This window comes from Arthrobacter sp. 05N428_2 (assembly GCF_056397065.1).
Genome location: NZ_JBFTMR010000003.1, coordinates 108,858 through 132,578, shown reverse-complemented (window position 1 = coordinate 132,578; position 23,721 = coordinate 108,858). Strand labels below are relative to the sequence as shown.

Genomic DNA, 23,721 nt, shown 5'->3' with positions numbered 1-23,721 from the left:
GCGCCGGCGTCAGCCCCGGCGGATGATCCGCCGCTGGGTTGCCACCGCGATCGCGGCCGTGCGGTTGTCCACGCCGAGCTTTCCGTAAATGTGCACCAGATGCGTCTTCACGGTCGCCTCGGAAATGAACAACTGCCTGGCGATGGCACGGTTTCCCAGGCCGGTGGCGAGCAGTTCGAGCAGCTGGATCTCCCGGCTGGACAAGGCCGGCTGGGGGTTGCGGATCCGGCCCAGCAGCCGCGCGGCGACTTCGGGGGCCAGCGCCGTCTGCCCGGCAGCGGCACCCAGGACTGCCTCGCGGATTTGCTCCGGCGGCGCGTCCTTAAGCATGTAGCCGCTGGCGCCGGCCTCCACTGCGGCGAGGATGTCCGCGTCGGAATCAAAAGTGGTGAGAATCAGCACCGGCGGGGCCGGGGTACCGGCCTGACCCGCCTTGATCCTCGCGGTCGCGGTGACCCCATCCATGTCGGCGCCCATCTGCAGGTCCATCAGGACGACGTCGACCGGCTCGCCCAAGGTGTGCAGCCGCGCCAGGGCGGCCAGCGCGGCGGCACCATCGGCGGCTTCCTCGGCAACCTCGATGCCCTCGAAAGCCGTTAACATGGCCCGCAGGCCGGCCCTGACGACCGGGTGGTCATCGACGAGGAGAACACGGACCTGATTCACTGCTCGTCCTTCCGGTCCGCGCCGGTGCCGGCTGCCGACGGCGCGAGGTCCTCCAGCGGCAGCCGGATGGCCACCACGGTCCCTTCCGCCGGTGCGGACTCAACGTCGAGGGTCCCGGCCAGGGCCGCAACCCGGTCCCGCAACGCCCTCAGGCCGTAGCCTGATCCGTCGGTCCGGGCCCGCACCGCCGAGGGGTCGAAGCCGGTGCCGTCGTCGAAGATATCCATCGCCACCTCGGTGCCCAAATAGGACAGGGTCACGACTGCGGTGCCGGCGTTCGCGTGGGCCACCACGTTGGCGAGGCTGGCTTGGGCGGCCCTAAGCAGGGTGGTCCGGTAGGGGATGGGCAGCTCCGCGCGGGTTCCGTCGATTTCGAGGCGGCAGCGCAGGACGGCGCCCCGGGCGGCCGCCTCCGTTTCGGTCTGGGTGCACAGCCTGCGCAGGCTGTGCACCAGCGAGCTCCGCTCCAGTTCGGGGGACTGCAGGCCACGGACAAAGTTGCGGGCCTCGGCCAGGTTGGCGGCTGCGGTTTCCTGGACGGTCCGGAGCCGGCTGCGGGCCGTCTCCGTGTCCCCGGCGGCCAGCGCTTGCTCGGCCGAGCGTCCCATCAACACGATGCTGGAGAACCCCTGGGCCAGGGTGTCGTGGATTTCCCGGGCCAGCCTGGTCCGCTCCGCCGCGGTCCCGGCGTCGCGCTGGCTGCGGGCCAGTTCGGCGCGGGTGCTGCGGAGCTCTTCGGCGGCCAGCCGCTGGTTCTCCGCCTCGCGGTAGAGCGCACGGTATGCCAGCCCCGTAACGACGGCGAACCCGGCGCCGAGGGCAGGGCCGAGCATCATCGGCAGTTGCGGGGGGTTCCCGGCCGGGCCGCCGTTGTGGAACCACAGGGCCGTGATCACCAGAAGCGTGCTGGCGGCAATCGCAGCCAACGCCGGCCCCCGGGGCAGCACGTGCAGTTGCAGGAAGAACAGCGGGAAGGCGAGCCAGACGAAGTCCGCGCTGCCCCAGACCAGCAGCAGCCAGAGCAGGCACACGGCGGCCAGCCACGACCCGGCGTAGGGGCCGGGGTTGAAGCGGTCGGGCCGGGCCGAATGGCGTTTCTCCAGGACAGTGCCAGCCAGGTAGACGCCCGCGAGGCACAGGGCAACGGCCAAGCGGAGCCAGGCCACGCCGTGGACCCCCGCGGCCAGCAAGCGGACCACCGCCACGAGCAGCAGCACGGCAAATCCCACGTGCAGGCTGACCCGCAGGACCCGCAGGACCAAGGCGGCGCTGGCGGGCTCGCTCCCCGCTACGCTGTCTCTGCCGTCCATGGGTTCAGCCTAGCGCCGGGACCTTCCCCGATCGGCCGGAAAGCGGCGCGGGCCGCCCACAATCAACCATTTGGTTGATGGGTGCGCCCACCGGCCGCGAAGCTTGTGGCGGCCGGCTAAAGACCTAGCGCCGGGACCGGCAATCCGAATATGTCCTTCAAGGCATGTTTGGCCGCGTGAAAGCCGGGCATCCCGGTCACTCCCGGCCCCGGCGGTGTGGAGGAGGAGCAGAGATACAGTCCGGAAACAGGTGTCCGCCATGGCACGGGACTCAGCACCGGGCGCCGGAGCACCCCCCGAAGATCCATCGCTCCCGCGCTGAAGTCGCCGCCGACGTAATTCTCGTTGTAGTCCGCCAGCTGGGCTGCAGTCGTCACCCGCCAGCCAACCACCAGATCCCGGAAGCCCGGCGCGAAGCGTTCCAGTTGGTCCATCACCGCGCCCCCCATGTCCACCGTGGAGCCGGCCGGAACGTGGCAGTAAGTCCAAAGGATATGCCGGCCGGCGGGGGCGCGGTCCGGGTCGAAGCGGGAAGGCTGCGAGACAAGGACGTAGGGCCGTTCCGGATGCAGGCCCGCGGCCACCAGATGCTCCGCCTCGGCGGTTTCTGCGCGGGTGCCGCCCACGTGGACGGTACCGGCGTCGGCGAGTTCCGGTGCGGCCCAGGGCACCGGCCCGGACAGGATGAAGTCGACCTTGCAGGCGGCGTTGCCGAAGCGGAAGGACTCCAGCGCGCGGCGGTACCGGCGGGGAAGCCGGCTGCCGGCGATCCGGAGCAGTGCCGGCGGAGCGACGTCCAGCAGCGTGGCCCGGGCCGGGGGCAGTTCCGCCAGCGCACCAATCCGCACGCCGGTCTCCACCACCCCGCCGTGGGCCTCAAGATCCGCAACCATCGCCGCGGCGATCGCCGCTGAGCCGCCGATGGGGATCGGCCAGCCGCCGGCGTGGCCCAGTGCTCCCAGCAGCAGTCCGGCGGCGGCCGCGGGCAGTGTCGGCAGGGGAGCGACGGCATGCGCGGCGACCCCGCTAAGCAACGCGGGAGCCAGCTCTTCCCGGAATCTCACGCCCCAGGCGCGCGTGCCCTGTTCGAGGGTCCGCAGTCCGAAGATCGCGGCCGCCAGCGGCTGCACCGGTACCCGCAGCAACTGGTCCAGGGCCACCTCGGCCACGCCGTCCAAACGGTCCAGCAGGGGCGCCATGAGGCGCCGGTAAGCGCCGCCGTCGCGCCCGAGGGCCTCAACTGTCCGCTCCAGCGACCGGTATCCCAGCGCGGCGCGCCCTCCGTCGAGAGGTGCCCCGTGCGAGAGTTCGGGGACCTCCAACCGGACCCGTCGGGACAGCTCGAAGCCCTGGAAGAACGGTGAAGCCAGGGCCATCGGGTGCACCGCGGAGCACACGTCGTGGAAGTGCCGGGGCTCGATGAGTTCCGCGGTCCGGAGACCGCCGCCCACCGAGTCGGCCGCCTCGTAGAGGTGCACTGCCAGCCCCGCCCGCGCCATGGTCACCGCGGCCGCCAACCCGTTGGGGCCCGATCCGACGACGGCGACGTCAGGCGTGGGCATCAGGCGTCAACATTGGCGCGCCGCCACGGCAGCACGGACGCGGAAGGGCGCAGGACGTCCAGACGCAGCCAGTCGGCGGCACGGTCAAACGGGCCGCCGTGCGGATCGTCCTCGCCGTGCCGGCGGATGACGTCGTAGCCCGGGTCGCAGATGTCCCACACCACACGCGCCATGAGGTAGCCGGTGGCCAGCATGTGCGCCAGGACTGCCAGCACGTAGTAGGGCATGTCGATATTGTGCTGGGTCGGACCGCCGCTGGTCACCTGGCCCAGGTACATCCAGATGGCGGCCCAGTGCAGCCCCTCGATGGCCTGCCAGATCAGGAAGTCCCGCCACCTGGGCCGGGCCAAGGCCAGCAGCGGGATCAGCCAGATCACGAACTGCGGCGAGTAGACCTTGTTGGTGAGGATGAAGGCGGCGACGATCAGGAACACCAGTTGGGCCAGCCTGGGGCGGCGCGGCGCCGCGAGGGCCAGGACCGCTATCAGCACGCAGGCTGCCAGGAAGACGTTCAGGGCCAGGCCGTTGATGGTTTCCGCGTCCAGTGGTTTCCAGCCGAGCCTTCCGGCCACCAGGTTGTATGCGAACCAGGGGGAGCTGTACCCCGCCGGCCGCGACTCGGTGAACTGGTAGAAATACTTCCAGCCGGCCGGGTCGCCGGCGGCCGCCGGGAGGTTCACGGCCAGCCAGGTCACCGCGGAAGCGCCGGCGGTGACGAGGAAGGCCCGGATCTTGCCGGTGCGGAGGGCCAGCAGCACGACGGCGCCGAGGATCAGCACCGGGTAGAGCTTTGTCGCGGCGCCAAGGCCGATGAAGAGGCCGGCGAGCAGCAGTTTGTCCCGCGCGAAGAAGTACATGCCCAGGGCCAGCAGCCCGACGGCCCACATGTCCCAGTTGATGAAGCCGGCGAGGACAATACCGGGGGCGACGGCCACCATCGCGGCGTCCCAGGCCCGGCGTCGTGCGGTGCGGGCGGTGGCCAGCACCGCGACGATCCAGACGGCGACAACCAAGGTGGCGTTGACGTCGAAGTAGGCCAGGATCCGCGAGTTGCTGACTCCCTCGCCGGGCACCAGAAGAGCCGTGGCGCCGGCGATGAAACCCATCAGCACGGGGTACTCGAAGAAGCTCCCCGCGGTGACGAAGGGGAAGTCCCCATCGCCCAGGCCGCGGTTTTTGAATAGTTCGGCGAAGTCGGAGTAGCAGGTGGCATAGAACTGGCCGGGGGACTCCCAGCCGTTGCTGCGGCAGTAGCCCTTCAGCAGAATCCCCAGCAGGGCCGCGAGGACGGTGAGCAGGACAAGCACGCGTTCCACGGTGAACAGCCCGGGGGAGACGATGCCGGGGGCCGTCCGGCGGCCCAGCGGTCCGCCGATGACCTCAGTGAAATTCCGCAGCAGCAGATCGCTCCGGCTGGGGACTACGAGTCGGGTCCGCTTGCGGTGCTCCGGCCGCGCTGTCTCCTGCATGACTCGAGCTTACCGGGGCGGCCGGGCTCTCCTGCGGCAAGACCGGCGCGGAATCGGGGCTGCGGAAGTGCCGAAGGCGAAGCGGGGCTGCGAAGGGGGCGGCGACCCCAGCCGCCAGGACGGTGCTTGGAGGGGTCGGTCGTTAAAGCGAGGAGCCCACGCGTCGCCGCGCGGGCTCCCTTGCGGATTTGCTTGGCGGAGTGTCATCAAGTCCTCCTTCGACGGGCACAGGCCCTGCCGGTTTAAGGCCGGGACGGCACGTCATCAGCGGATGTTTCCCAGCCGGTGCATGGCGAGGAAGATGTCTTCGCGCCGCTGCTCAAGCAGTTGGGTGTTGAACTGCGTCTTTTCCCTGCGCGCTGGCCTGGGATTGAAGATGCGAATGTTCTGCAGTCGTCGAATCATGGTGGTCACCTCCTCCTGGGGTCTCGGTGAGGACGTTGATTCCGCGGGTTCCCCCCGGGCGGCGGCCGCTGCGGTTGGACTCGCTGCGATAGTCACGGTTGCCTTTCTTGGTTGAAGAAGTGGAAAGAAATGGGACATGACAAAGTAGAGCCTTGTAAATCAAATAAACTGCCCGAAATTAGGCGTGGAATAGTCCGGCTCTAATGAGGTGATTTCGCAAAAGCGAAAGAACGGCCCCTGCACGCAATGGCGCCGCAGCCCCAACAAGAAGCTGGGTTCCGAACTATGGGGGTGCTGCGCACTTAGGGCTACTGCGCAACCGCGAGGGTTCCGCTGGGTCCGACTTTCCGCACCGGCCGTCCCAAAGGGCGGCCCGGCCATGTTCCTGCTGCGGCGTCAGGCCGACAGCGGAGGAACTAGCAGGCGGGCAGTCCGACTTTCGGGCGCGGGGCAGCGACAGAGGCCGGGGTGGCGGTGAGGGTGTACATCCATCCGCTAGTCAAAGTATTCATTTTCCCAACCTCCTTTTCTGTTCTGCCGTGGCTCCGGCTGACTGCCGGGCGACGCGCGCCGCGTCCCCGGCAAGTCGCTCTTGGGGACACGAATAAAAATACACCACAAATGCGGCGCTTGACCACTAAATCATAAGAATTCTCGGAGAAACTTTTTTGCGGGGGAGTTTATAGACCCCAGCGCACGACGGCGGGGGTCTTTTTATCCCAGCCGAGCGTGCAAACTTTCGCGGTCCCAAGTACGAAATGCCGGCCCTCATGCGCGTCCAATCCGAGCCAGCGTGCGGTAAGTATTCGAGAGAAGTGGCCGTGCGCGACAATAAGCACATTGTCCAGTCCGGATTCCAGCACCCGGGCGACGATCTTGTCCGCGCGGGCGGCGACGTCGTCCAGTGTCTCCCCGTTGGGCACGCCGTGGGTCCAGATCAAGTAGTCGGGGTTGTCCTTGCGGATCAGATCCGAACTGATGCCTTCGTAGTCGCCGTAATCCCATTCCACCGCCAGGGGTTCCAGCTGGGCGTCGGGGAAACCTGCCAGCTCGGCAGTCCGGCGTGCGCGGCGCAGGGGCGAGGTCAGCACCAGGTCGAAGTCGACGGCGTCGAGCACCTTCCGCGCCTCGACGGCCTGCTGCTCGCCTTCCACCGTGAGCGGGAGGTCGGTGAGGCCGGTGTACTGCCCACTCTTGGACCATTCCGTTTCACCATGGCGCAGGATCCAAAGCTGCGGGCGGGGCGGGTTGGACGGTGCAATCACTTAGGGCTCCTCAGTTGGGGACAAATCGGCGGCGGCAGCCTCGGGCTGCGCCGCCCACCATTCGTGCAGCTTGGCTTCGGCCACCGCGGACTCCAGCGGGCCGTGTTCCATCCGCTCCTCCAGCAGGAATTTGTACGCCCGGCCCACCACGGGGCCAGGCTTGATTCCCAGCAGCGCCATGATCCGGCCGCCGTCGAGGTCGGGACGGACGGCGTCGAGGGATTCCTGCTCGCGGAGGGCGGCGATGCGCGCTTCAAGGTCGTCATAGGCGAAGGCGAGCCGCTCGGCCTTGCGCTGGTTGCGGGTGGTCACATCCGACCGGGTCAAGCGGTGCAGGCGCTCCAAGAGCGGCCCGGCGTCGGTGACGTAGCGGCGGACGGCTGAATCGCTCCAGCCTGCCTCGCCGTAGCCGTAGAAGCGCATATGCAGCTCCACCAGGCGGGCCACGGCCTTGATGGTGTCATTATCGAAACGGAGCGCCTTCATCCGTTTCGATGTGAGCTTGGACCCCACCATGTCATGGTGACGGAAGCTCACCGCGCCGCCGGCCTCGAAGCGGCGCGTGGCGGGCTTACCGACGTCGTGCATGAGGGCGGCGAAACGCAACACAAAGTCCGGGCCGGGCACGGGGCCGTCGGCACCGGATTCGAGTGCCGCGGCCTGCTCCAGGACCTGCAGCGAGTGCTGGTACACGTCCTTGTGGCGGTGGTGCTCGTCGGACTCGAGACGCAGGGCCGAGACTTCGGGCAGCACGAACTCCGCCAAGCCGGTCTCCACCAGCAGGTCCACACCGGTGCGGGGCCGGTCGGCGCAGATGATCTTGACCAGCTCGTCGCGCACCCGCTCCGCGGAGATGATCTTGATCCGCTCGGCCATGCTGGCCATCGCCTGCCGAACGTCCGGGTGAACCGTCACGCCCAGCTGGGCCGCGAAGCGGGCGGCGCGCATCATCCGCAGCGGGTCATCGGAAAAGGAGTCTTCCGGCGAGCCTGGCGTGGCCAGCGTGGAGGAGTGCAGGTCCCGGACCCCGCCAAAGGGGTCCACCAGTTCCATCGTCGGCAGCCGCAGCGCCATGGCGTTGATGGTGAAGTCCCGCCGCAGCAGGTCATCGGTGAGTGACGCTCCGAACGCCACCACCGGTTTGCGCGACTCCGGATCGTACGCCTCGGCGCGGTACGTGGTGACCTCAATTTGGAACCCGGCCTTGCGCATGCCGATCGTTCCGAAGGCGCGCCCGATCTCCCAGTAGGTGTCCGCCCACTTCTTGATCAGCGCGACCGTCTGGTCGGGCGTCGCGTCGGTGGTGAAGTCCAGGTCCGGCGAAACCCGGCCCAGGAACAAGTCACGCACGGGTCCGCCCACCAGGGAAAGTTCATGCCCGGCGTCGACAAAGCGCTGCCCCAGCTCAAGGACCACCGGATCTACCTGGAAGTCGACGGTGTGGGGGTCAGTCTGCTGATGTGGGTGCGCCATAGTCTCTTAAGCTTGTCAGAATTCCCGGCCAGCGCCACACCGGGAACCGTCCGGGATCCCCCGCCGGTCCGCGGCCCTTGGCGGCAGGGGCGCCAATCCGGTTTTCCGCCGGCCACTTTCCTGTCATGTTTAGGTCATCAAGTCAGGGCAACTGTAGTTAGAGTGGACTTTATGGCCCATCCCGTACCGAGCGCTCCCGGCAGGAGGACAAACGCACCGTTGCCCTCGGCAATCGGTGCCAATGTCGCGCCGGCCCAGCACCCGGGCCAGGGTTCGCTGCCGACCGTGGAGGAAATCTCCGCCGGCGGCGTCGTGGTGGACACGTCCGACGCCGAGCTGCGGGTTGCGATCATTGCCCGCCTCAACCGGGGCGGCCGCCTCGAATGGTGCCTGCCGAAGGGCCATCCGGAAGGCAAGGAAAGCAATGAGGAAGCCGCGGTCCGTGAAATCGCGGAAGAAACCGGGATCGAGGGCAAGATCCTGGCGCCGCTGGGCAGCATCGACTACTGGTTTACCGTCAGCGGACACCGGGTCCACAAGACCGTCCACCACTATCTCCTGCAGTCCACCGGCGGGGACCTGACCATCGAAAACGACCCGGACCACGAAGCCGTGGATGTCGCCTGGGTCCCCATCCACGAACTGGCCCGCAAGCTCTCCTTCCCTAATGAGCGCCGCATCGCGGACCTCGCCCGGGAAGTCCTGCCCGAACACCGCTGAGTCTGCCGCCTACGGCGCCGGGACGCCGGTCCGGCCGGGACCCGCGCCGTACCGGCGCCCGGATTGCGCACAAAGGCGCGCCCGGGTGAGACGATGAAGACAATGTCTGCCGCCACGCCCTCCCCAGAAAAGCCAGCCCCCGCCGGGGCCGCCGCCGCCCCGGCGGCCCAACCCAGCGAGGCACGTTCCAGCGCCGTGATGGCTGCCGGAACCCTGGTTTCGCGCTTCCTGGGTTTCGGGAAGACCTGGATGTTGGCAGCGGCCCTGGGTCTCGGTTCCACCGTGACCGACACGTTTATCAATGCCAACAACCTGCCGAACCTGATCTTCCTGCTGGTGGCCGGCGGGGTGTTCAACGCCGTCCTGGTGCCCCAGATCATCAAGGCCAGCAAGGGTCCGGACCGCGGCGCCGACTACATCAGCCGGCTGCTGACGCTGGCCGTTGTGGTGCTGCTCTCGCTGACGCTGCTGGTCACGCTTCTGGCCCCCTGGGTGATCGAACTGACCACGCAGGGCTACTCACCGCAGCAGAAATCGCTGGCCGTGTCCTTTGCGTTCTGGTGTCTGCCGCAGATTTTCTTCTACGGCCTGTACGCCCTGCTCACCCAGGTCCTGAACGCCAACGGCGCCTTCGGCCCGGCCATGTGGGCGCCGATCCTGAACAATATTGTCGCGATCGCCGGACTGGGCATGTTCATCTGGATCCTGGGCGCAAACGCCAGCAACCCGCACACGCTGGACAACTGGGGGCCCTTCCAGACCTTGCTGGTCGCAGGGTTCTCGACGATCGGTGTGGTCGCGCAGACCGCCATCCTGCTGATCCCCGTCCTACGGCTGCGGCTGGGCCTCCGGCCGCGCTTTGGCTGGCGCGGTGTGGGTCTGGGACAGGCCGCAAGGTTGAGCGTGTGGACGCTGGCCACCGCCGCCGTCGGGCAGCTGGCGTTCCTCTACGTCATGCGCATCGCCACGATCCCAGGCGCCGAGCGCCTCCGGCTTGAGCGCGCGGGGGACCACGCCGCAGCGGCAACCCTGCCCGGCAACGCCGTGCTGGAGGTCGCCAGCCAGCTCTACCTGCTCCCGCACTCCATCATTGCGCTCTCGCTCGCCACGGTCCTGTTCAACCGGATGACCCGCGCCTCCCAGGACGGCAACCGGGCCGAGCTGCGGCGGGCGCTGTCGCACGGCCTGCGCACCATGGCCGTCGCCACGGTTTTCGGGGCCCTGGCGCTCTTCGCCCTCGCGGGCCCGCTGGGCATGTTCTTCTCGGGCGAAAACCGGCAGGACGGCGTCATGCTGGCCCAGACGCTCACCATCCTGGCCCTCAGCACCCCCTTCATGAGCGCCAACTTCATGATGTCCAGGGTCTTCTACGCCAACGAGGATGCCCGAACACCGTTCTTCATCCAGCTGGTGCTCGCCATCGTCAATGTCGTGGCGGCCTTCTTCATCCAATTCCTGCCCTTCGACCGGATCATTTTCGCCATCGCCCTGCTCTACACCGGCGGGAACATCCTCTCCGTCGTGGTCAGTGCGACCTTCCTGCGCCGGCTCCTCGGGCACCTGGACGGCCCGCGCGTGGCCAGCTCATACATCCGGATGGGCTACGCGGCGCTCGGCTCGGCGTTGGCCGGCGCCGGTGCACTGTGGCTCATGGGCAGCTATAAGGCCGATGGCTTCGCCTGGAGCAGCCGACCGGCGGCCTTGGTGACGATCGTCGTCGTCGGGCCGGTAATGCTCGCCGTCTACCTCGTCCTCTTGAAGGTCCTCCGCGTCACGGAACTGCGGGATCTGCTGCAGCCCTTGCTGGGCAGACTGCGGCCCGCTCCTGCTGAGGCCCCGGCACGCGCTACCACTTCGGTGGATACCGGTCTGATCCCCAGGATCTCCGGCGAGTTCGACGCCGCTTCCTTCCGTGCCGGCCCGGAACTGCGTGGCGAGGACGCCGCGGACTGGGGAGTCGACGGCGGCTACCTCCCCGAAGAAGAGCTGCCGAGCACCGCCCAGGGCAGCCAGGGACGGGCCGAGATTCCCCTGCCTGGCCGGCGGACCTACCAGGGCCAGGCCGGCCACAACCCATACTTCCCGTTCGGCCGGCGGAAGAAAAAATGAAGTGCTTCTGCTTCCGGTCACCGGGATCACACGGCGCGGACACTGCATCGGCTAGGATCGAAGACTAACAAGGGGAGTTGCAGACCTGAGGTCAACCGGCTTTACCGGGAGGCCGCGATGACTGTCGAAGTCAGTGCTGCCAGCAGTTCCCGGACAGTCTAGGAGGAACCCGTGTCCCACCCGATCGATGTCGGATCAGTACTTGGCGGCCGCTACAAGGTTACGGCCACGGTACTGACCTCGCATGACCAGGATCTGGTGCTGGACGGGGTGGACCAGGTGCTCAACCGCCCCGTGAGTATCCTCGTCGCCGGTCCCGGCAACGCCGATCAGGTAGCCCAAAGTGCCCGCGAGGTCGCTACCGGGGAACGGCCGGGCCACGTCCAGATCCTCGACCTCGGCGTCAGCGACGCGGCTACCTATCTGATCACAAACCACACCTCCGCCGCCGACCTGCTTGACCTGGTGGTTAGCTCCAACCCGCCGTACGTGGAACCGTTCTTCACCGACACGCTGGGCAGCGAAATCTTCGGACAGACGCGTTCCACCGAGCCCGAGACGTATGACGGCCTCTACGCCGACGAGGAAGTCGACGCCGGGTACATCAACTATGGCGAGCAACAGCGCCAGGCCGGGCAACGGCCCCAGACGCCGTCGACCTCTCCTCAGCGCGTTCCGGCACCGCCGGCCGCGGCTCCCGCCCGGGGGACCGGCGCACGTGGCGCCGCCGCTGCCGGGGCGGCCGGTGCTGCGGCTGGCGCCGCCGCTGCCAGCGCCGCCAAATCACCAAAAACCGCGCCGCAGGCGGCGGCTCCGCGCCCGGCTGTTTCACAAACAGCCGCGCCGCAGGCGACGTCCGCGCAGCCGGTGCAGGCTACCGGCACGCCCAAGGTCTCGCTCTGGGAAGATGACGATTATGACGACGCCGTACCTGATCAGCGGACGGCATCCCGCGCAGCGGCCGCCGGATCCGACCGCGCTGCCGGAAACTTCCCCGTGTCCGCAAAACAAGGTGCACCGGTTGACAGCTACAACGACTACGAGGACGACGGCGAGGACGACGAACCAGAGCGCGAACCCCGCTCCATGCGGTGGCTCGTTGGTGCCCTGCTGGCAGCCGTCCTGGTCATCGGCCTGATCTTTGCCGTCACCAACCTTGGCGGCCTTTTCAAGGGCAGCACGCCGGTAGCCGGCAAGACCACAGGGTCCTCCAGCACCCAGGCGCAATCCGCCACGCCGTCCTCGACTCCGAGCCCGAGCGCGCCGGCCGCCGTCGCCCCGGCCATCGAATCCGTGACCCGGCTGGGCAACTTCGATTTCGCCGCGACCTATGACGGTGACTTGGTGAAGACTTTCGACGGCAATGCCGCCAGCTACTGGTCCGACATGGAATTCGCTACCGACAGCTGGGGAGGTTTCGCCCCCGACGGCGTTCCACTGGTGGTCAAGCTGAAGGCACCGTCCCAGATCACCTCCGTGACGTTGAGCCAGCTCGGTGCTGCCGGCGGCAACATCAGCGTCTTCACCAACAGCCAGCCGTCACTGGACGGGGCCAAGCAGGTCGGCAACAACAGCTTCACGTCTCCGGAGCTCACCATGCCGCTGCAGGAACCGGTAACAGCGCAGTACGTCATCATCTCCATCAAGACCCTCCCGAAGCTGGCCGCCCCCAAGACGCGGTACGGATTCGGCCTCCGGTTGGCCGAGATCAAGGTCCAGTAGGGCTTCCTAACGAGCCCCAGCCGCGGGTGCTGGCCGGGGGCACAGCTGTGACCCGGGTGAGGGCACACTCCGGGCGGCGCCCGCCCTAAATGGAATATTCAGCACCACGTATCAGTTGTGCCATGTGCCGGCCATCCGGGCGGGCGCGTCGAAAAAGGAAGAGGTTCACCGTTCAGTGAGCAACGCAGAAAACACCGCGTCCGAAGTGCGTGATGTCATCATCGTCGGCTCCGGCCCGGCGGGTTACACCGCCGCGGTGTACACGGCACGCGCCAATCTGAAGCCTCTGCTCCTGGCTGGTTCCGTGACCGCCGGCGGGGAACTGATGAACACTACCGACGTCGAAAACTACCCGGGATTCCCGGATGGCATCATGGGCCCGGACCTGATGGAAAACTTCGAGAAGCAAGCCGCCCGCTTTGGCACCGAAATCCAGTTCGAGGACGTCACCGACCTGGATCTCGACGGCGACATCAAGACCGTGACCATCGCAACGGGAGAGACCTTCCAGGCTCGGTCCATCATTCTTTCAACCGGCTCGGCATACCGCGAGCTAGGGTTGCCCAACGAAAAGCGCCTCTCGGGGCACGGCGTGAGCTGGTGTGCAACCTGCGACGGTTTCTTCTTCAAGGATCAGGACATCGCAGTCATCGGCGGCGGCGACTCCGCCATGGAAGAGGCACTGTTCCTCACCAAGTTCGCGAAGTCCGTCACCGTTGTCCACCGGCGCGACACCCTGCGGGCCTCCAAAATCATGGCCGACCGCGCCCTGGCCCACGAAAAGATCAAGTTCGTCTGGAACAGCGGTGTGGAGGAGGTGCACGGAGAAGACAAGGTCACCGGACTCCGGTTGCGCAACCTTGTTGACGGCACTGAAACTGAACTTGCCGTGACCGGAGTCTTCGTGGCAATCGGAAACGATCCCCGCACCGACCTAGTCAAGGGCAAGCTCGAACTGACGTCGGAAGGCACTATCGCCGTCGAAGGACGATCCTCGAAGACCAGCCTCAGGGGCGTCTTCGCCGCCGGAGACGTTATCGACCCGACGTACCGCCAGGCGATCACCGCCTCGGGATCCGGCTGTGTTGCAGCCCTCGACGTCGAGCACTACCTCGCAGGCCTCCACGCCTAATCAGCGCGCGGCAATCAACCCAAAAGAGAGAATAGGTTATGAGCAACGCAAAAGATGTAACAGATGCTAGTTTCAGCACCGACGTGCTGGGAGCCGACAAGCCTGTCATCGTAGATTTCTGGGCAGAATGGTGCGGGCCGTGCCGCAAGCTCGGTCCCATCCTCGACGAGATCTCCGTCGAGTACGGCGAGAAGGTCAATGTCGTCAAAGTGAATGTAGACGACAACCCCGCGATCGCCGCAAAGTACGGCATCACCTCCATCCCCGCCGTCTACCTGTTCGAAGGTGGAGAAGTGAAGGGCACCGTCATCGGCGCCCGCCCCAAGCAGTTCTTCGAGAAGGAATTCGCAGACGTGCTTTCCTAGCACGCGACGCGCTTCCCGGCCACGTAGCTGGCCGACCCTGGTGGTGGTTTCCTCTTGAGAGGGAGCCACCACTTTTGTTAGTTACGCTTTCCGGTCTGCGCAGGGGAGTGGCCGTCCGCCCCGAGTCGGACATCGCGCAACCACGCCGCTCAGGTCCTAAACCAACTGAAGAATATTGTTTTGGACTCCCAAATGCCCCTGAGGCGCTTCAGTACGCGTGTGCGCGTCTCCCCTAGCGGGGACAGGGCTGCTGCGACCACGGTCACCGCACAGGAGAGGCCGGACAAGCAGTACGGAACTGACCCGTGGCTGGTCGGCTTACTTACTTGCAAGTTCATGCCAACTCCGAACGGAAGTTCGGGGCGCAGGCTAGGAAGTTGTCTGGCTGTCGTCGCCTGGCTAGATCGGAAGTGGTTTCACGTGAAACACTGACGACGCCACGATACGCACTATTCCCACCGACGCGCACTCGCCCGCAACTTCGGAAAACTACCGTCCCCTGACGCTCGTTCGCACCCACGGCGCCGGGTACATCACGAAGGAGGCTCAGCGCGGCGGAAGGTTGCACTTTGCCGCAGATCCAGCGACGACCGATTCCCGGGTTTGTTCTGGAACAAGCGGCAATGTGGCTGTTGATGTTTCACGTGAAACGAGGGCCGACATTGCGCGCCACGTCCTCAGCATCTTCACCGACCGCAGGGACTGACCGACTTCCACATCGCCGCAGACGTCCGATCATAAGCAGCTCCATCCCGCGTTCGTCCGCAAGACCACGCGTGTGTTTCACGTGAAACATGGGCTCCGTCCGATGCCGACACCTCCTGACCCAGATTCCACTGCGTAAAATGGGACCCTGCCGGCTTCAGTCACTTTCTTCCGGGCAATCCGGGGTCGTTTCACGTGGAACCGGACAATATGGCGACACTCAGCTACCGCGGCCGCAGATCTGCGTTGCTCGGTGATTCGATTGACGGCGGACCAGGTTCCCAATAGTCAGCTATCGGCTGGTACTAACACCTTGCGCGCAACGGGCCCCGTCGGTCTCAATCAGAGCCCCCGTCACTAGTAGGGAACGCGCGCTGTTCGTTGGCTTAACACCAGGGCCACTCGCTGAGCGGATCTCTATTCAGCCGTACAGTGAGAGGGGACAGGCGGTGCCTGATTCCATTTGAAGTCCAGAACCGTCGCCGGAGCAGCGTGGGTCTTGCCCCCGCCGTGCGGCTGGTGTTTCACGTGAAACACCCACGGTCGCTGGCCTCCAACCGTCAGTTCTCTTGTCATGGATCAAGTCATGGTCCTGGCCCTCTGTTCCATGCTTAGGACTCTCAGCATTCGACGTTCCTGCCAAATCAATCGTTTTCGTCTGCGGCGGCCGCTCACTATTCCAAGCCGGGGGAGTTCTCACTCGGCCTTGTGTACCCTCCGCCCTCGGGGTTGGTGGTGCGCGTGGACAGACGACCATAGATCACCGGAAGCGCAGCATGCCTTGGGTGCTCTCCGTTCTTATGCCCTGCGAAGTGTGCTCCCCAAGTCCACTCGGGTCCCAACCACGCACACCAGACCCAATCCATCGAAGTCGAGGTGAGGCGGTTGGCGCGTCTGGTGACGTCACGTCATCCATACTGTGACGAACGACGCGGCGGGATCTAGGACACCCCTGGTCCTCAGCTAGCCAGAGGGTCCCTCCAGGGGCTGGAACCGGCCGACCCAACGGCCGCCGCGGGCCAAGGTTGGTGTCATCGTGGGCGTGTGATGCGTGCCATATGTCAGCGCGATAAGACCGAAATTCTCGGCCCCAGGCTGGGGGGTGCAATGTTTCGCAGGGCAGCTAATACGCAGGGCTATGAAGCGTTCAACGAACGGACTGTGTAGGCGCAGGCGATTTCACCCTGGTGTCGAGCGGCGGCCCGATACTCAGCGCTCCTGCGGAGCCTCTACCTTCTAACCGGCTCAGGGGCAACGGTCCCACGGGCGTTCAGGTCTTCCACGGTCTGATTGGCTACCAGCACATCCTTCGATTATGCCGCGACATCTTCTCATCCAGGCTTCGGTTTAGCGATGTTTAGGGAGCAAAGGAGGCCCGGCGGCCGCCATGGACCGGTCTGTTCCGGAAGCACGACCATGGGGCGCCTGCACCGACGAGTGCTGCCGTGCTCGACAACCAGACGTCGCCACTCCAGGGGTAGCGACATACGCCAGCACCCCTCGGACCTATGCAGCCAGCGGTCGTCCCAGCTAGCGTGGAAGGGCATGGCGTTCGCAGTTCTGGATCCGGTCAGCGCTCTCATCCGACACCTCCGAAGCGTTCAAGCCCCTCGCCTGTTGCAAGGTGGTGGCTCAGACGCTCCGACGTCGCGGCCACTCACCGCCCAGGTTTATACACATAGTTATCCACAGCCCGACGAGTGATTACACACAGCTCTATCCACAGGCCGAGCATGACATCGGGCGCCATTCCACGGCTGCGGGCGACCTCGTCCCACCTTCACTCTGAACAGGAATGTGCCAACGACAGCCCGTCCAAGAACGGTGCCTCCTTAGCTCATGTTCGCAAGAGCTAGGAATTAGCCTCTAAGTGGTGATTTCGGGCTACTCCGACCAACTTTGCCCAGATCGACGGTAGCGCGCGAAATGTTTCACGTGAAACGCCTCGCTTCAATTCCCGGGCCGGAGTTCGGCCCTAGCTTGCGAGGAGCACTGATGCGTTTTGCTGGGCAGCGTATATCCACAGCCGGCTTGAAGGTCTCCACAAAGTTATCCACAGCGATATCCACCGGCTATCCGGGCCCGGTTCGCAGACCTGACGTCCTGGCTGGCCTATCTCACAGCCACCCGGCCAGAGCCGTGCGGCGGAGTCGCTGGGCTCTAGAGCCCGGCGATCTGGCCAGCGACCGGCACTGACGGTACATGGGAAGGACACGGGTCCCGACCGAGAGGCGCCTGCCCAACTGCAGCTCGCCCGAGCGGCACGAAGCTAGCAGGCATCGGAGCGGCCTCCAGAGATTGACGGCCCGTTTTCGAAACCCAAGTTTTCGGCGACGACTCAAATTTGCATCGATCCTAGAATCAACGCGGATCGGGCAAACAGGGGACTGGTGGCCAGTGTCAGAGCGACTCGTCTGTGTCGGGCACGACGGCATCGGCGTCCAGGTGAGCCTTTGGCCCCTTTAGATATGGCGGTCAGATGGCCTTACGGTGCTTAACCCCAGTCTGGATCCATGGCAATCCGCAGCCGCTCAACAGCACTACGAGGCCTCATATCAGGAGCGCAGGGATCTTCCTGTTTGGTGGGCCATCCCCGGGCTCCGGAGTACGTAGTTCGTGCAGGACTCGGTATTCCGTGAGCCGTCGCCGCCCTCAAGTTCTACCCACCTCCCCAAGTGGTCTGACGGAATCTGCCGCCGTCCCCGCAACCGGTCTGGTGCGGAAAGGATTCACGCCTCCTAGTCCGCTCCGGCGCCTACGGCGCTGGCGTCCCCTGACCGGGGTACGGGGAGTGGCACGGTAGGCCCACTCCGAGCCAGCAGAAGCGATGCACACGGACAAACCGGTTCGCGGCCTCCTGATAGCGGGGAGCCGGCTCATGCAGTTGGTGCAACGCCGAAGTCTGGCAGCCTAGACATGCGCAGGAAATACAACGCGCAAGCATCTGTTTCCGACGCCTAGTTACGTGCGCGAGTTCACCACCAGCCCTGATACTTAACGCCGATTCTGGCGTCCGCATTACGATGTAAGTGCCCCTTCGCCGAGGGCTTGGATGCCAGCGGTGCTACCGAAGTGTGAATGAGAGGGGGTCACACTATTCCCAAGCTCATCACCGCTCAGCCAGCTGCGGTTGCAATCTCGTTACACGTCGCCTTCGCAGTGCCAAATACCGGCGATGGAGAAGGGGCTCCAGTCATTTGTCTTCAGTTCCCCGCGCGGTCGGCAATGTTTCACGTGAAACAGATACGGGGGCCCCATCGCTGAAGGGGAAAGACGAAGAGGACGCGCTCCGACGCAATGGGCCCGCCGGCCAATGGAACGACGCAACGGGCAGCTGGCACATGCAATCGCATCACGTACTAAGTCGGCTCACAGGTCGTGAATCACGAAGGGGTCACAAGCGGGTACAGTGCCTGCTAGACGCAGCTCTGCACCCGCTATGGCATGCCCCGTTTCACGTGAAACAAAAGTGGGCCGAGCGGATAACCGCGAGGCCAAGGATGTTTCACGTGAAACGTTGGTCGATTCGGCGTGCAGCGGTGAAGGGATGTGTGTTCCCCCGCACCCAAAGCGAGCGGACGTCCCGGCGGGCCGGAAAGGATTCCAGTCGGGCGGCAAGTCAGCGAGCTGGGAAGCTGTAGTTCGGCACATAGATTGCCCCGATTCGCATTGCGCGCTTCTGGTGAGCCATGTTACCGCGTGCCTCCTTGCTTTAGGGATCCGCGTCCGGGCGCCCACGCCACTGCCCAGGACCCGCCGCGGGACCGGAGCAGTCTGACGGCCGACAACTCTAGGATGTACCGCCTTGGGAGCGATTCACAGGCCTGCGAATCGGTGCTTACCGTGAGGAACAACCCTCAATGGAACACTTCGCGCGCAGACCCGCCGGAGTTGATGCTGAGGGGACCGGTCTGCCACCTGTTCAGCTACCCGTCGCTCAGGGAGTTTTTCGGGCCAACCGCCGAAACAAGAGCAGACAGAACAGGACCCGTTTCACGTGAAACGGGTCCTGTGAGAAGCAGCCTGCGAAAAGGTCCTAGTTGGAGTTCCCCGGGCTAAGAACTTCCATGATCCGATTCAAGTCTTCAACACTCGCGAACTCGATACTGACACGGCCTTTGCGCGCACCGAGGGAAATCTTCACGTTGGTGTCCAGACGATCGGACAGCGACGATGCCAGATAGTCGAGACGCTCGTGACGGGCTCCCGGGCGGGGGATGTTGTTCTTCGTAGGAGAGGCGGGGCTCTGGTACAGCGTCACAGCCTCTTCAGTGGCTCGGACGGACATGCCCTCAGCCACGATCTTCTGGGCCAGGCGTTCCATCGCAGCGGCATCAGGAAGAGCAAGGAGTGCACGAGCGTGCCCGGCAGAAATAACGCCGGCACCCACGCGCCGTTGGACCAGCGGCGGCAGCTTCAACAGCCGCAAGGTGTTGGAGACCTGAGGCCGCGACCGGCCGATCCGGTCGGCCAGTTGCTCGTGGGTCGTTCCGAAGTCCTCGAGGAGCTGCTGGTACGCGGCCGCCTCTTCAAGCGGATTCAGCTGGCTACGGTGGAGGTTCTCAAGCAGGGCATCGCGGAGCAGGTCATCATCGGTGGTGTCACGGACAATTGCCGGGATGGTATCCAGCCCGGCCGCCTGCACCGCACGCCAGCGGCGCTCACCCATGACGAGTTCGTAGGGTTCGCCACCTTCTTCGGTTGAAGTCCGCACCACAATTGGCTGGAGGACGCCGATTTCCCGAACGGAGTGAACAAGCTCCGCCATGTCGTCCTCGTCGAAGACCGAGCGGGGCTGCTTGCGGTTGGGATGAATGTCCGTGACCGCGATTTCAGCAAAGCGGACACCAGGAACCTCTACCAGGTCGATTCCATTGTCCACAGCAATATCGTTTACCGCCGGCTTGCGCTCGGGCGTGAAGTCGATCTCGGCTGCATCGCGGGATCCGTTCCCTGACGTGGGAGCTTTTCGTGCAGGGCTCCTCTTGACAGCCGGGCGCACAGATTCAGCCGGAGTATCATCCGTGCCAGATCCGGTCTCCGCCACAATACTTGTTGCGGCCGAGGTGGAAGTCCGGGTAGATGACTCAGGGGTGGAAGACGCCGTCGTCTTCTCTGCCTGGGGTGGCTCAGCCTGAAGTTCGTCCGATGCAATCGACTCTTCCGTCAGCGCAGCATCCGGGGTCCGTTTCCTGGCCTCTGGAAAGAAGAGATCAACAGGCCGGGACGGAGCAGCCCCGTTCCCGGAGGCGTTAGCCGAGGCGGAACTTGGAATCAGCGCGCCAAGTCCGCGGCCGAGGCCGCGTCGCTTATCGCTCATGGATAAATCCCTCCGGTGGAAGAGCCCGGGATGCTCCGGCTCTGGCTAGTGCAATTGTTGAGAAGATTCTAACGTTCAGCAATTTCCGCTGCGGCTTCCAGATAGGATAGAGCGCCGCTGGAGGAAGGGTCGTAGGTCATCACAGTCTGTTGGTAGCTCGGTGCCTCGGAAATACGGACCGAGCGCGGAACCACAGCCCCGAGCACCTGCTCCGGGAAGTGTTCACGGACCTCCGCGGCCACTTGCGCCGCGAGGTTAGTCCGCCCGTCGTACATCGTGAGCAGGATGGTAGAGACCACTAGATCCGCGTTGAGGTGCTTCTGAATCATCTCGATGTTCTTGAGCAGTTGGCTCAGCCCCTCCAGCGCGTAGTACTCGCACTGGATCGGGATCAGGACTTCACCGGCCGCACAGAACGCGTTAACCGTCAGGAGTCCTAGGCTCGGCGGGCAATCGATAAAGATGTAGTCGAGCCGCTCCTCGCCGTTTTTGGCCCGTTCCTTGGCGTAGACGTCGATGGCTCGCCGCAGTCGCTGCTCGCGGGCCACCAGGCTAACGAGCTCGATCTCCGCACCGGCCAGGTGGATCGTAGCCGGGGCGCAGATCAGCTTGGCAATGTCCGGGCACGGCGCCACGACGTCCTGCAGCGGCACGTCGTTGATGAGCACGTCGTAAATGCTGTCGACTTCGGCGTGGTGTTCGATTCCCAATGCGGTGGAGGCGTTGCCCTGCGGATCGATGTCGATCACCAGCACGTTGAGGCCAGCGGCCGCCAGGGCGGCGGCGATGTTGACCGTGGTGGTGGTCTTACCCACCCCGCCCTTCTGGTTTGAAACCGTGAAGATTCGGGTCTTCTCCGGTTTCGGCAGTTCGCGTCCCAGCAGCCGCTCGCGGCGCTTGTTCTCGTGGGCGAGCTCGCGCGCAATCGGACTTGAATCGTCAATGGAGTCCAGTACGTTGCTGATCGAGGAGGCGTGGGTTTCACGTGAAACGCCTGCGGAAACGGCAGCTCCGGCAACCGATACCGTTTGCTTAGCGGAGATGCCATGAGCGATAGCGGGCGCTGCAAAGGCCCGCGCTGACCCCAGGGACACAAACGGCGGAATCCGTTGTGTGGAGGCTTCGCTACTGCTCACTGGACACTCTCACTCTCATTCGGCTGTTGCTGCCGGTTACTAGCCTAACCTCTTCCCCAAGCAGACCGAGGGCACCGGGCTGGTGCTACGCAATCTTTCGAGGCTTATTCACAATGATTCTGACTACCGTGGTCGGTTCTTCGAGAATGTCCTCGCCGACCACCACCACGGAGGTCTCCACGCCGCCGAGCTTACGAATCGCTTTGGCCGCCTTTTCAATTTCCTCCCCGGCGCTCCGTCCCTTGATGGCGACAACCTCGCCCTTGCCGGCGAGCAGCGGAATGGTCAGCCCGGCGAGGTTTGACAGAGCTGAAACGGCCCGGGCGGTGACGACGTCGGCCGTCACCAGGCCCACGGCCAGTTCGGCCCTTGTCCGCATTACCGTCACGTTGTCCAAGCCGAGGTCATCGACCACTTCCTGCAGCCAGATCACTCGACGCTCAAGCGGTTCGATCAGGGTGAGCTCCAGATCCGGCCGCGCGATGGCAAGGCATAGCCCGGGAAGGCCGGCACCGCTGCCGACGTCGGCAACGTGGCTTCCGGGGGCGATCTCACGTTCGATGACAGCGCAGTTGAGGACGTGCCGGCTCCACAGCCGGGGCACTTCCCGTGGCCCGATCAGGCCGCGTTCGGTGCCGGAGGTGGCCAAATGCTCGACGTAGCGCTTAGCCAACTCAAGCCGGTCACCAAAAATAACTTCGGCGGCCTTTAGTTCGGCCGCGGTAATTTCCACCATCAAGCTATCCCGCGGATTCAGTCTGCGGAGACAACGATGTGCCGCTCGGCACCTTCGCCTTCAGACTCGCTCACGAATCCCAGGTCGGCGACGGTGTCGTGCACGATCTTTCGTTCGTAAGCGCTCATCGGTGCCAGTGCGACAGGCTCACCCGACGCCTTGACCGAAGCAATGGCGTCTTCGGCAATCTGCTGCAGGTCACCGGCGCGGTCCGCACGGTAGCCGTTGATGTCCAGCACCAGGCGGGAGCGGTTCTCCGTGGCGGAGAGCACCGCTAAGCGGGTCAATTCCTGGAGCGCCTCCAGCACCTCACCATCCCGGCCAACCAGGTTTTCCAGGCCGGTGCCTTCCTCCTCGGCGACGATGGAGATGTAGGTGCGGCCATTGCGGACCTCAATGTCGATGTCGCCATCGATGTCGGCAATGTCCAGAAGTTCCTCGAGGTAGTCTGCGGCGACGTCGCCTTCTTCCTCCAGACGGCTCGTCGAGGAACCCTTCCCGGCCGCCAGACCGGCGCCGTCGGAGTCGTTCGGGGCATCCGCTGCGCCGTCGTCCAGGACCTCATTCTGAAGTTCATCCTGAACTTCGTCCTGCGCAGGCGCGTCGGCGGAAATAGCGTTTTCGGTGCTCTCGGCAGACATTACTTCCTCTTCCTGTTCTTGCGCTGGGGCTGGACGCGCTGGCTCTTCGTGGCGATAGCGGCGGCAGCGGCAGCCGCTTCAGCCTCGGCGTCGGCCTTCTTGGCGCCTGTCAGCGGATGGGCCGGCAGGCCCCTGGCGGCACGGCGTTCGGCGAGGGCCCTGGCGGCGGGGGACCCGGGCGTCGGCATCCGGCGAATGACGAAGAACTGCTGTCCCATGGTCCACAGGTTGGTCGTGGTCCAGTAGATCAGGACACCGATGGGGAAGTTGATGCCACCGACACCAAAGACCAGCGGCAGAATGTACAGCATCATCTTTTGCTGCCGCATGAACGGGCTCGCCATGGCCTCATCGGACATGTTCTTGGCCATGATCTGCTTCTGCGTGATGAACTGCGAGGCGGTCATCGCAAGGATCATGACGACGCTAAGGACGACGACGGCCACATTGGTGGCCCCGCCGTGCAGCAGTGCAGCGGACAGCGGAGCACCGAAGATGCTGGAGGCGTCGAATTCCACCACCTGCTCATGACTCATGGCCCCGATGCCGGCGCCTTGGTCCTTCGCGGCCGAAATTCCGGAGAGCACCTGGAACAGCGCGAAGAAGAACGGCATCTGGATCAGCATCGGCAGGCAGGCGGAAAACGGGTTGGTCCCGTGTTTCTTGTACATGGCCATCTGCTCTTGCGCCATCGCCTGGCGGGAGAGTTGGTCGGTCTTGCCCTTGTACTTGTCCTGGAGCTTCTTCAGGTCCGGCTGCAACAACTGCATGCCGCGCTGGGCCTTGATCTGCTTGACGAAGACGGGAATCAAGGCTGCGCGGATCACCAGCACCAGCCCGATGATGGAGAGTGTCCAGGTCCAGCCGTTGGCAGCTGGCAGCCCGATAGCGCTGAGGCCATCGTGGAATCCGATCATGATGATGGAAACCAGCCACTTGAACGGGGCCATTATTGTTCCAATAAAGTCCATACGATATCCCTATT

17 protein-coding genes are annotated in these 23,721 nt (G+C 64.9%); 5 read left to right on the top strand and 12 right to left on the bottom strand.

Features of this window, described 5'->3' with window-relative positions:
* Window positions 1-9 precede the first annotated feature (9 nt).
* From AC1DGI_RS03955 to AC1DGI_RS03925, 7 genes are all read right to left on the bottom strand, one after another.
* Window positions 10-666 carry a response regulator gene (locus AC1DGI_RS03955; protein WP_476897850.1) on the bottom strand — a complete coding sequence of 219 codons (657 nt, stop codon included), beginning with the start codon at window positions 664-666 and terminating at the stop codon, window positions 10-12.
* Window positions 663-1,976: a sensor histidine kinase gene (locus AC1DGI_RS03950; protein WP_476897849.1), complete on the bottom strand. Its 1,314-nt coding sequence runs from the start codon at window positions 1,974-1,976 to the stop codon at window positions 663-665. The genes AC1DGI_RS03955 and AC1DGI_RS03950 overlap by 4 nt, the downstream gene beginning before the upstream one ends.
* Before the next feature lie 116 nt (window positions 1,977-2,092).
* Window positions 2,093-3,538 carry a phytoene desaturase family protein gene (locus AC1DGI_RS03945; protein WP_476897848.1) on the bottom strand — a complete coding sequence of 482 codons (1,446 nt, stop codon included), beginning with the start codon at window positions 3,536-3,538 and terminating at the stop codon, window positions 2,093-2,095.
* Entirely contained in the window at window positions 3,538-5,007 is a 1,470-nt protein-coding gene (locus AC1DGI_RS03940) for a glycosyltransferase family 87 protein (protein ID WP_476897847.1), read from the bottom strand. The genes AC1DGI_RS03945 and AC1DGI_RS03940 overlap by 1 nt, the downstream gene beginning before the upstream one ends.
* Window positions 5,008-5,271: 264 nt before the next feature.
* Entirely contained in the window at window positions 5,272-5,421 is a 150-nt protein-coding gene (locus AC1DGI_RS03935; RefSeq protein WP_476897846.1) for a hypothetical protein, read from the bottom strand.
* 671 nt (window positions 5,422-6,092) lie between these two features.
* Window positions 6,093-6,677, bottom strand: coding sequence for a histidine phosphatase family protein (locus AC1DGI_RS03930; RefSeq protein WP_476897845.1), 585 nt, complete (start codon window positions 6,675-6,677; stop codon window positions 6,093-6,095).
* A complete protein-coding gene (locus AC1DGI_RS03925; RefSeq protein ID WP_441399991.1) occupies window positions 6,678-8,150 on the bottom strand; it encodes a CCA tRNA nucleotidyltransferase in 1,473 nt (490 codons plus the stop codon).
* A 171-nt stretch (window positions 8,151-8,321) separates the two neighbouring features.
* Between AC1DGI_RS03925 and AC1DGI_RS03920 the strand changes: the two genes are divergently transcribed.
* The 5 genes from AC1DGI_RS03920 (at window position 8,322) to trxA (ending at window position 14,198) form a co-directional block, all read left to right on the top strand.
* Window positions 8,322-8,870 carry an NUDIX hydrolase gene (locus tag AC1DGI_RS03920; RefSeq protein WP_441399989.1) on the top strand — a complete coding sequence of 183 codons (549 nt, stop codon included), beginning with the start codon at window positions 8,322-8,324 and terminating at the stop codon, window positions 8,868-8,870.
* Window positions 8,871-8,963: 93 nt separating this feature from the next.
* The gene (gene murJ, locus AC1DGI_RS03915; protein ID WP_476897844.1) at window positions 8,964-10,979 is read left to right on the top strand and encodes a murein biosynthesis integral membrane protein MurJ; all 2,016 of its coding nucleotides are present in this window, start codon (window positions 8,964-8,966) and stop codon (window positions 10,977-10,979) included.
* A 171-nt stretch (window positions 10,980-11,150) separates the two neighbouring features.
* A complete protein-coding gene (locus AC1DGI_RS03910; protein ID WP_476897843.1) occupies window positions 11,151-12,701 on the top strand; it encodes an ABC transporter substrate-binding protein in 1,551 nt (516 codons plus the stop codon).
* Between the two features lie 175 nt (window positions 12,702-12,876).
* Window positions 12,877-13,833 carry a thioredoxin-disulfide reductase gene (trxB, locus tag AC1DGI_RS03905; RefSeq protein ID WP_476897842.1) on the top strand — a complete coding sequence of 319 codons (957 nt, stop codon included), beginning with the start codon at window positions 12,877-12,879 and terminating at the stop codon, window positions 13,831-13,833.
* 38 nt (window positions 13,834-13,871) lie between these two features.
* The gene (gene trxA, locus AC1DGI_RS03900; RefSeq protein WP_476897841.1) at window positions 13,872-14,198 is read left to right on the top strand and encodes a thioredoxin; all 327 of its coding nucleotides are present in this window, start codon (window positions 13,872-13,874) and stop codon (window positions 14,196-14,198) included.
* A gap of 4,741 nt (window positions 14,199-18,939) precedes the next feature.
* Here the strand turns inward: trxA and AC1DGI_RS03895 are convergent.
* The 5 genes from AC1DGI_RS03895 to yidC form a co-directional block, all read right to left on the bottom strand.
* Window positions 18,940-20,223 carry a ParB/RepB/Spo0J family partition protein gene (locus AC1DGI_RS03895; RefSeq protein ID WP_476897840.1) on the bottom strand — a complete coding sequence of 428 codons (1,284 nt, stop codon included), beginning with the start codon at window positions 20,221-20,223 and terminating at the stop codon, window positions 18,940-18,942.
* Between the two features lie 68 nt (window positions 20,224-20,291).
* On the bottom strand, window positions 20,292-21,359 hold the full coding sequence (locus AC1DGI_RS03890) for a ParA family protein (protein ID WP_476897839.1): 1,068 nt from the start codon (window positions 21,357-21,359) through the stop codon (window positions 20,292-20,294).
* Window positions 21,360-21,444: 85 nt separating this feature from the next.
* Window positions 21,445-22,095 (bottom strand): 16S rRNA (guanine(527)-N(7))-methyltransferase RsmG, encoded by a 651-nt coding sequence (gene rsmG, locus AC1DGI_RS03885; protein WP_476897838.1) that lies wholly within the window; start codon window positions 22,093-22,095, stop codon window positions 21,445-21,447.
* A gap of 17 nt (window positions 22,096-22,112) precedes the next feature.
* Window positions 22,113-22,736, bottom strand: coding sequence for a Jag family protein (locus tag AC1DGI_RS03880; protein WP_476897837.1), 624 nt, complete (start codon window positions 22,734-22,736; stop codon window positions 22,113-22,115).
* Window positions 22,736-23,707 carry a membrane protein insertase YidC gene (gene yidC, locus AC1DGI_RS03875; protein ID WP_476897836.1) on the bottom strand — a complete coding sequence of 324 codons (972 nt, stop codon included), beginning with the start codon at window positions 23,705-23,707 and terminating at the stop codon, window positions 22,736-22,738. The genes AC1DGI_RS03880 and yidC overlap by 1 nt, the downstream gene beginning before the upstream one ends.
* Window positions 23,708-23,721 lie beyond the last annotated feature (14 nt).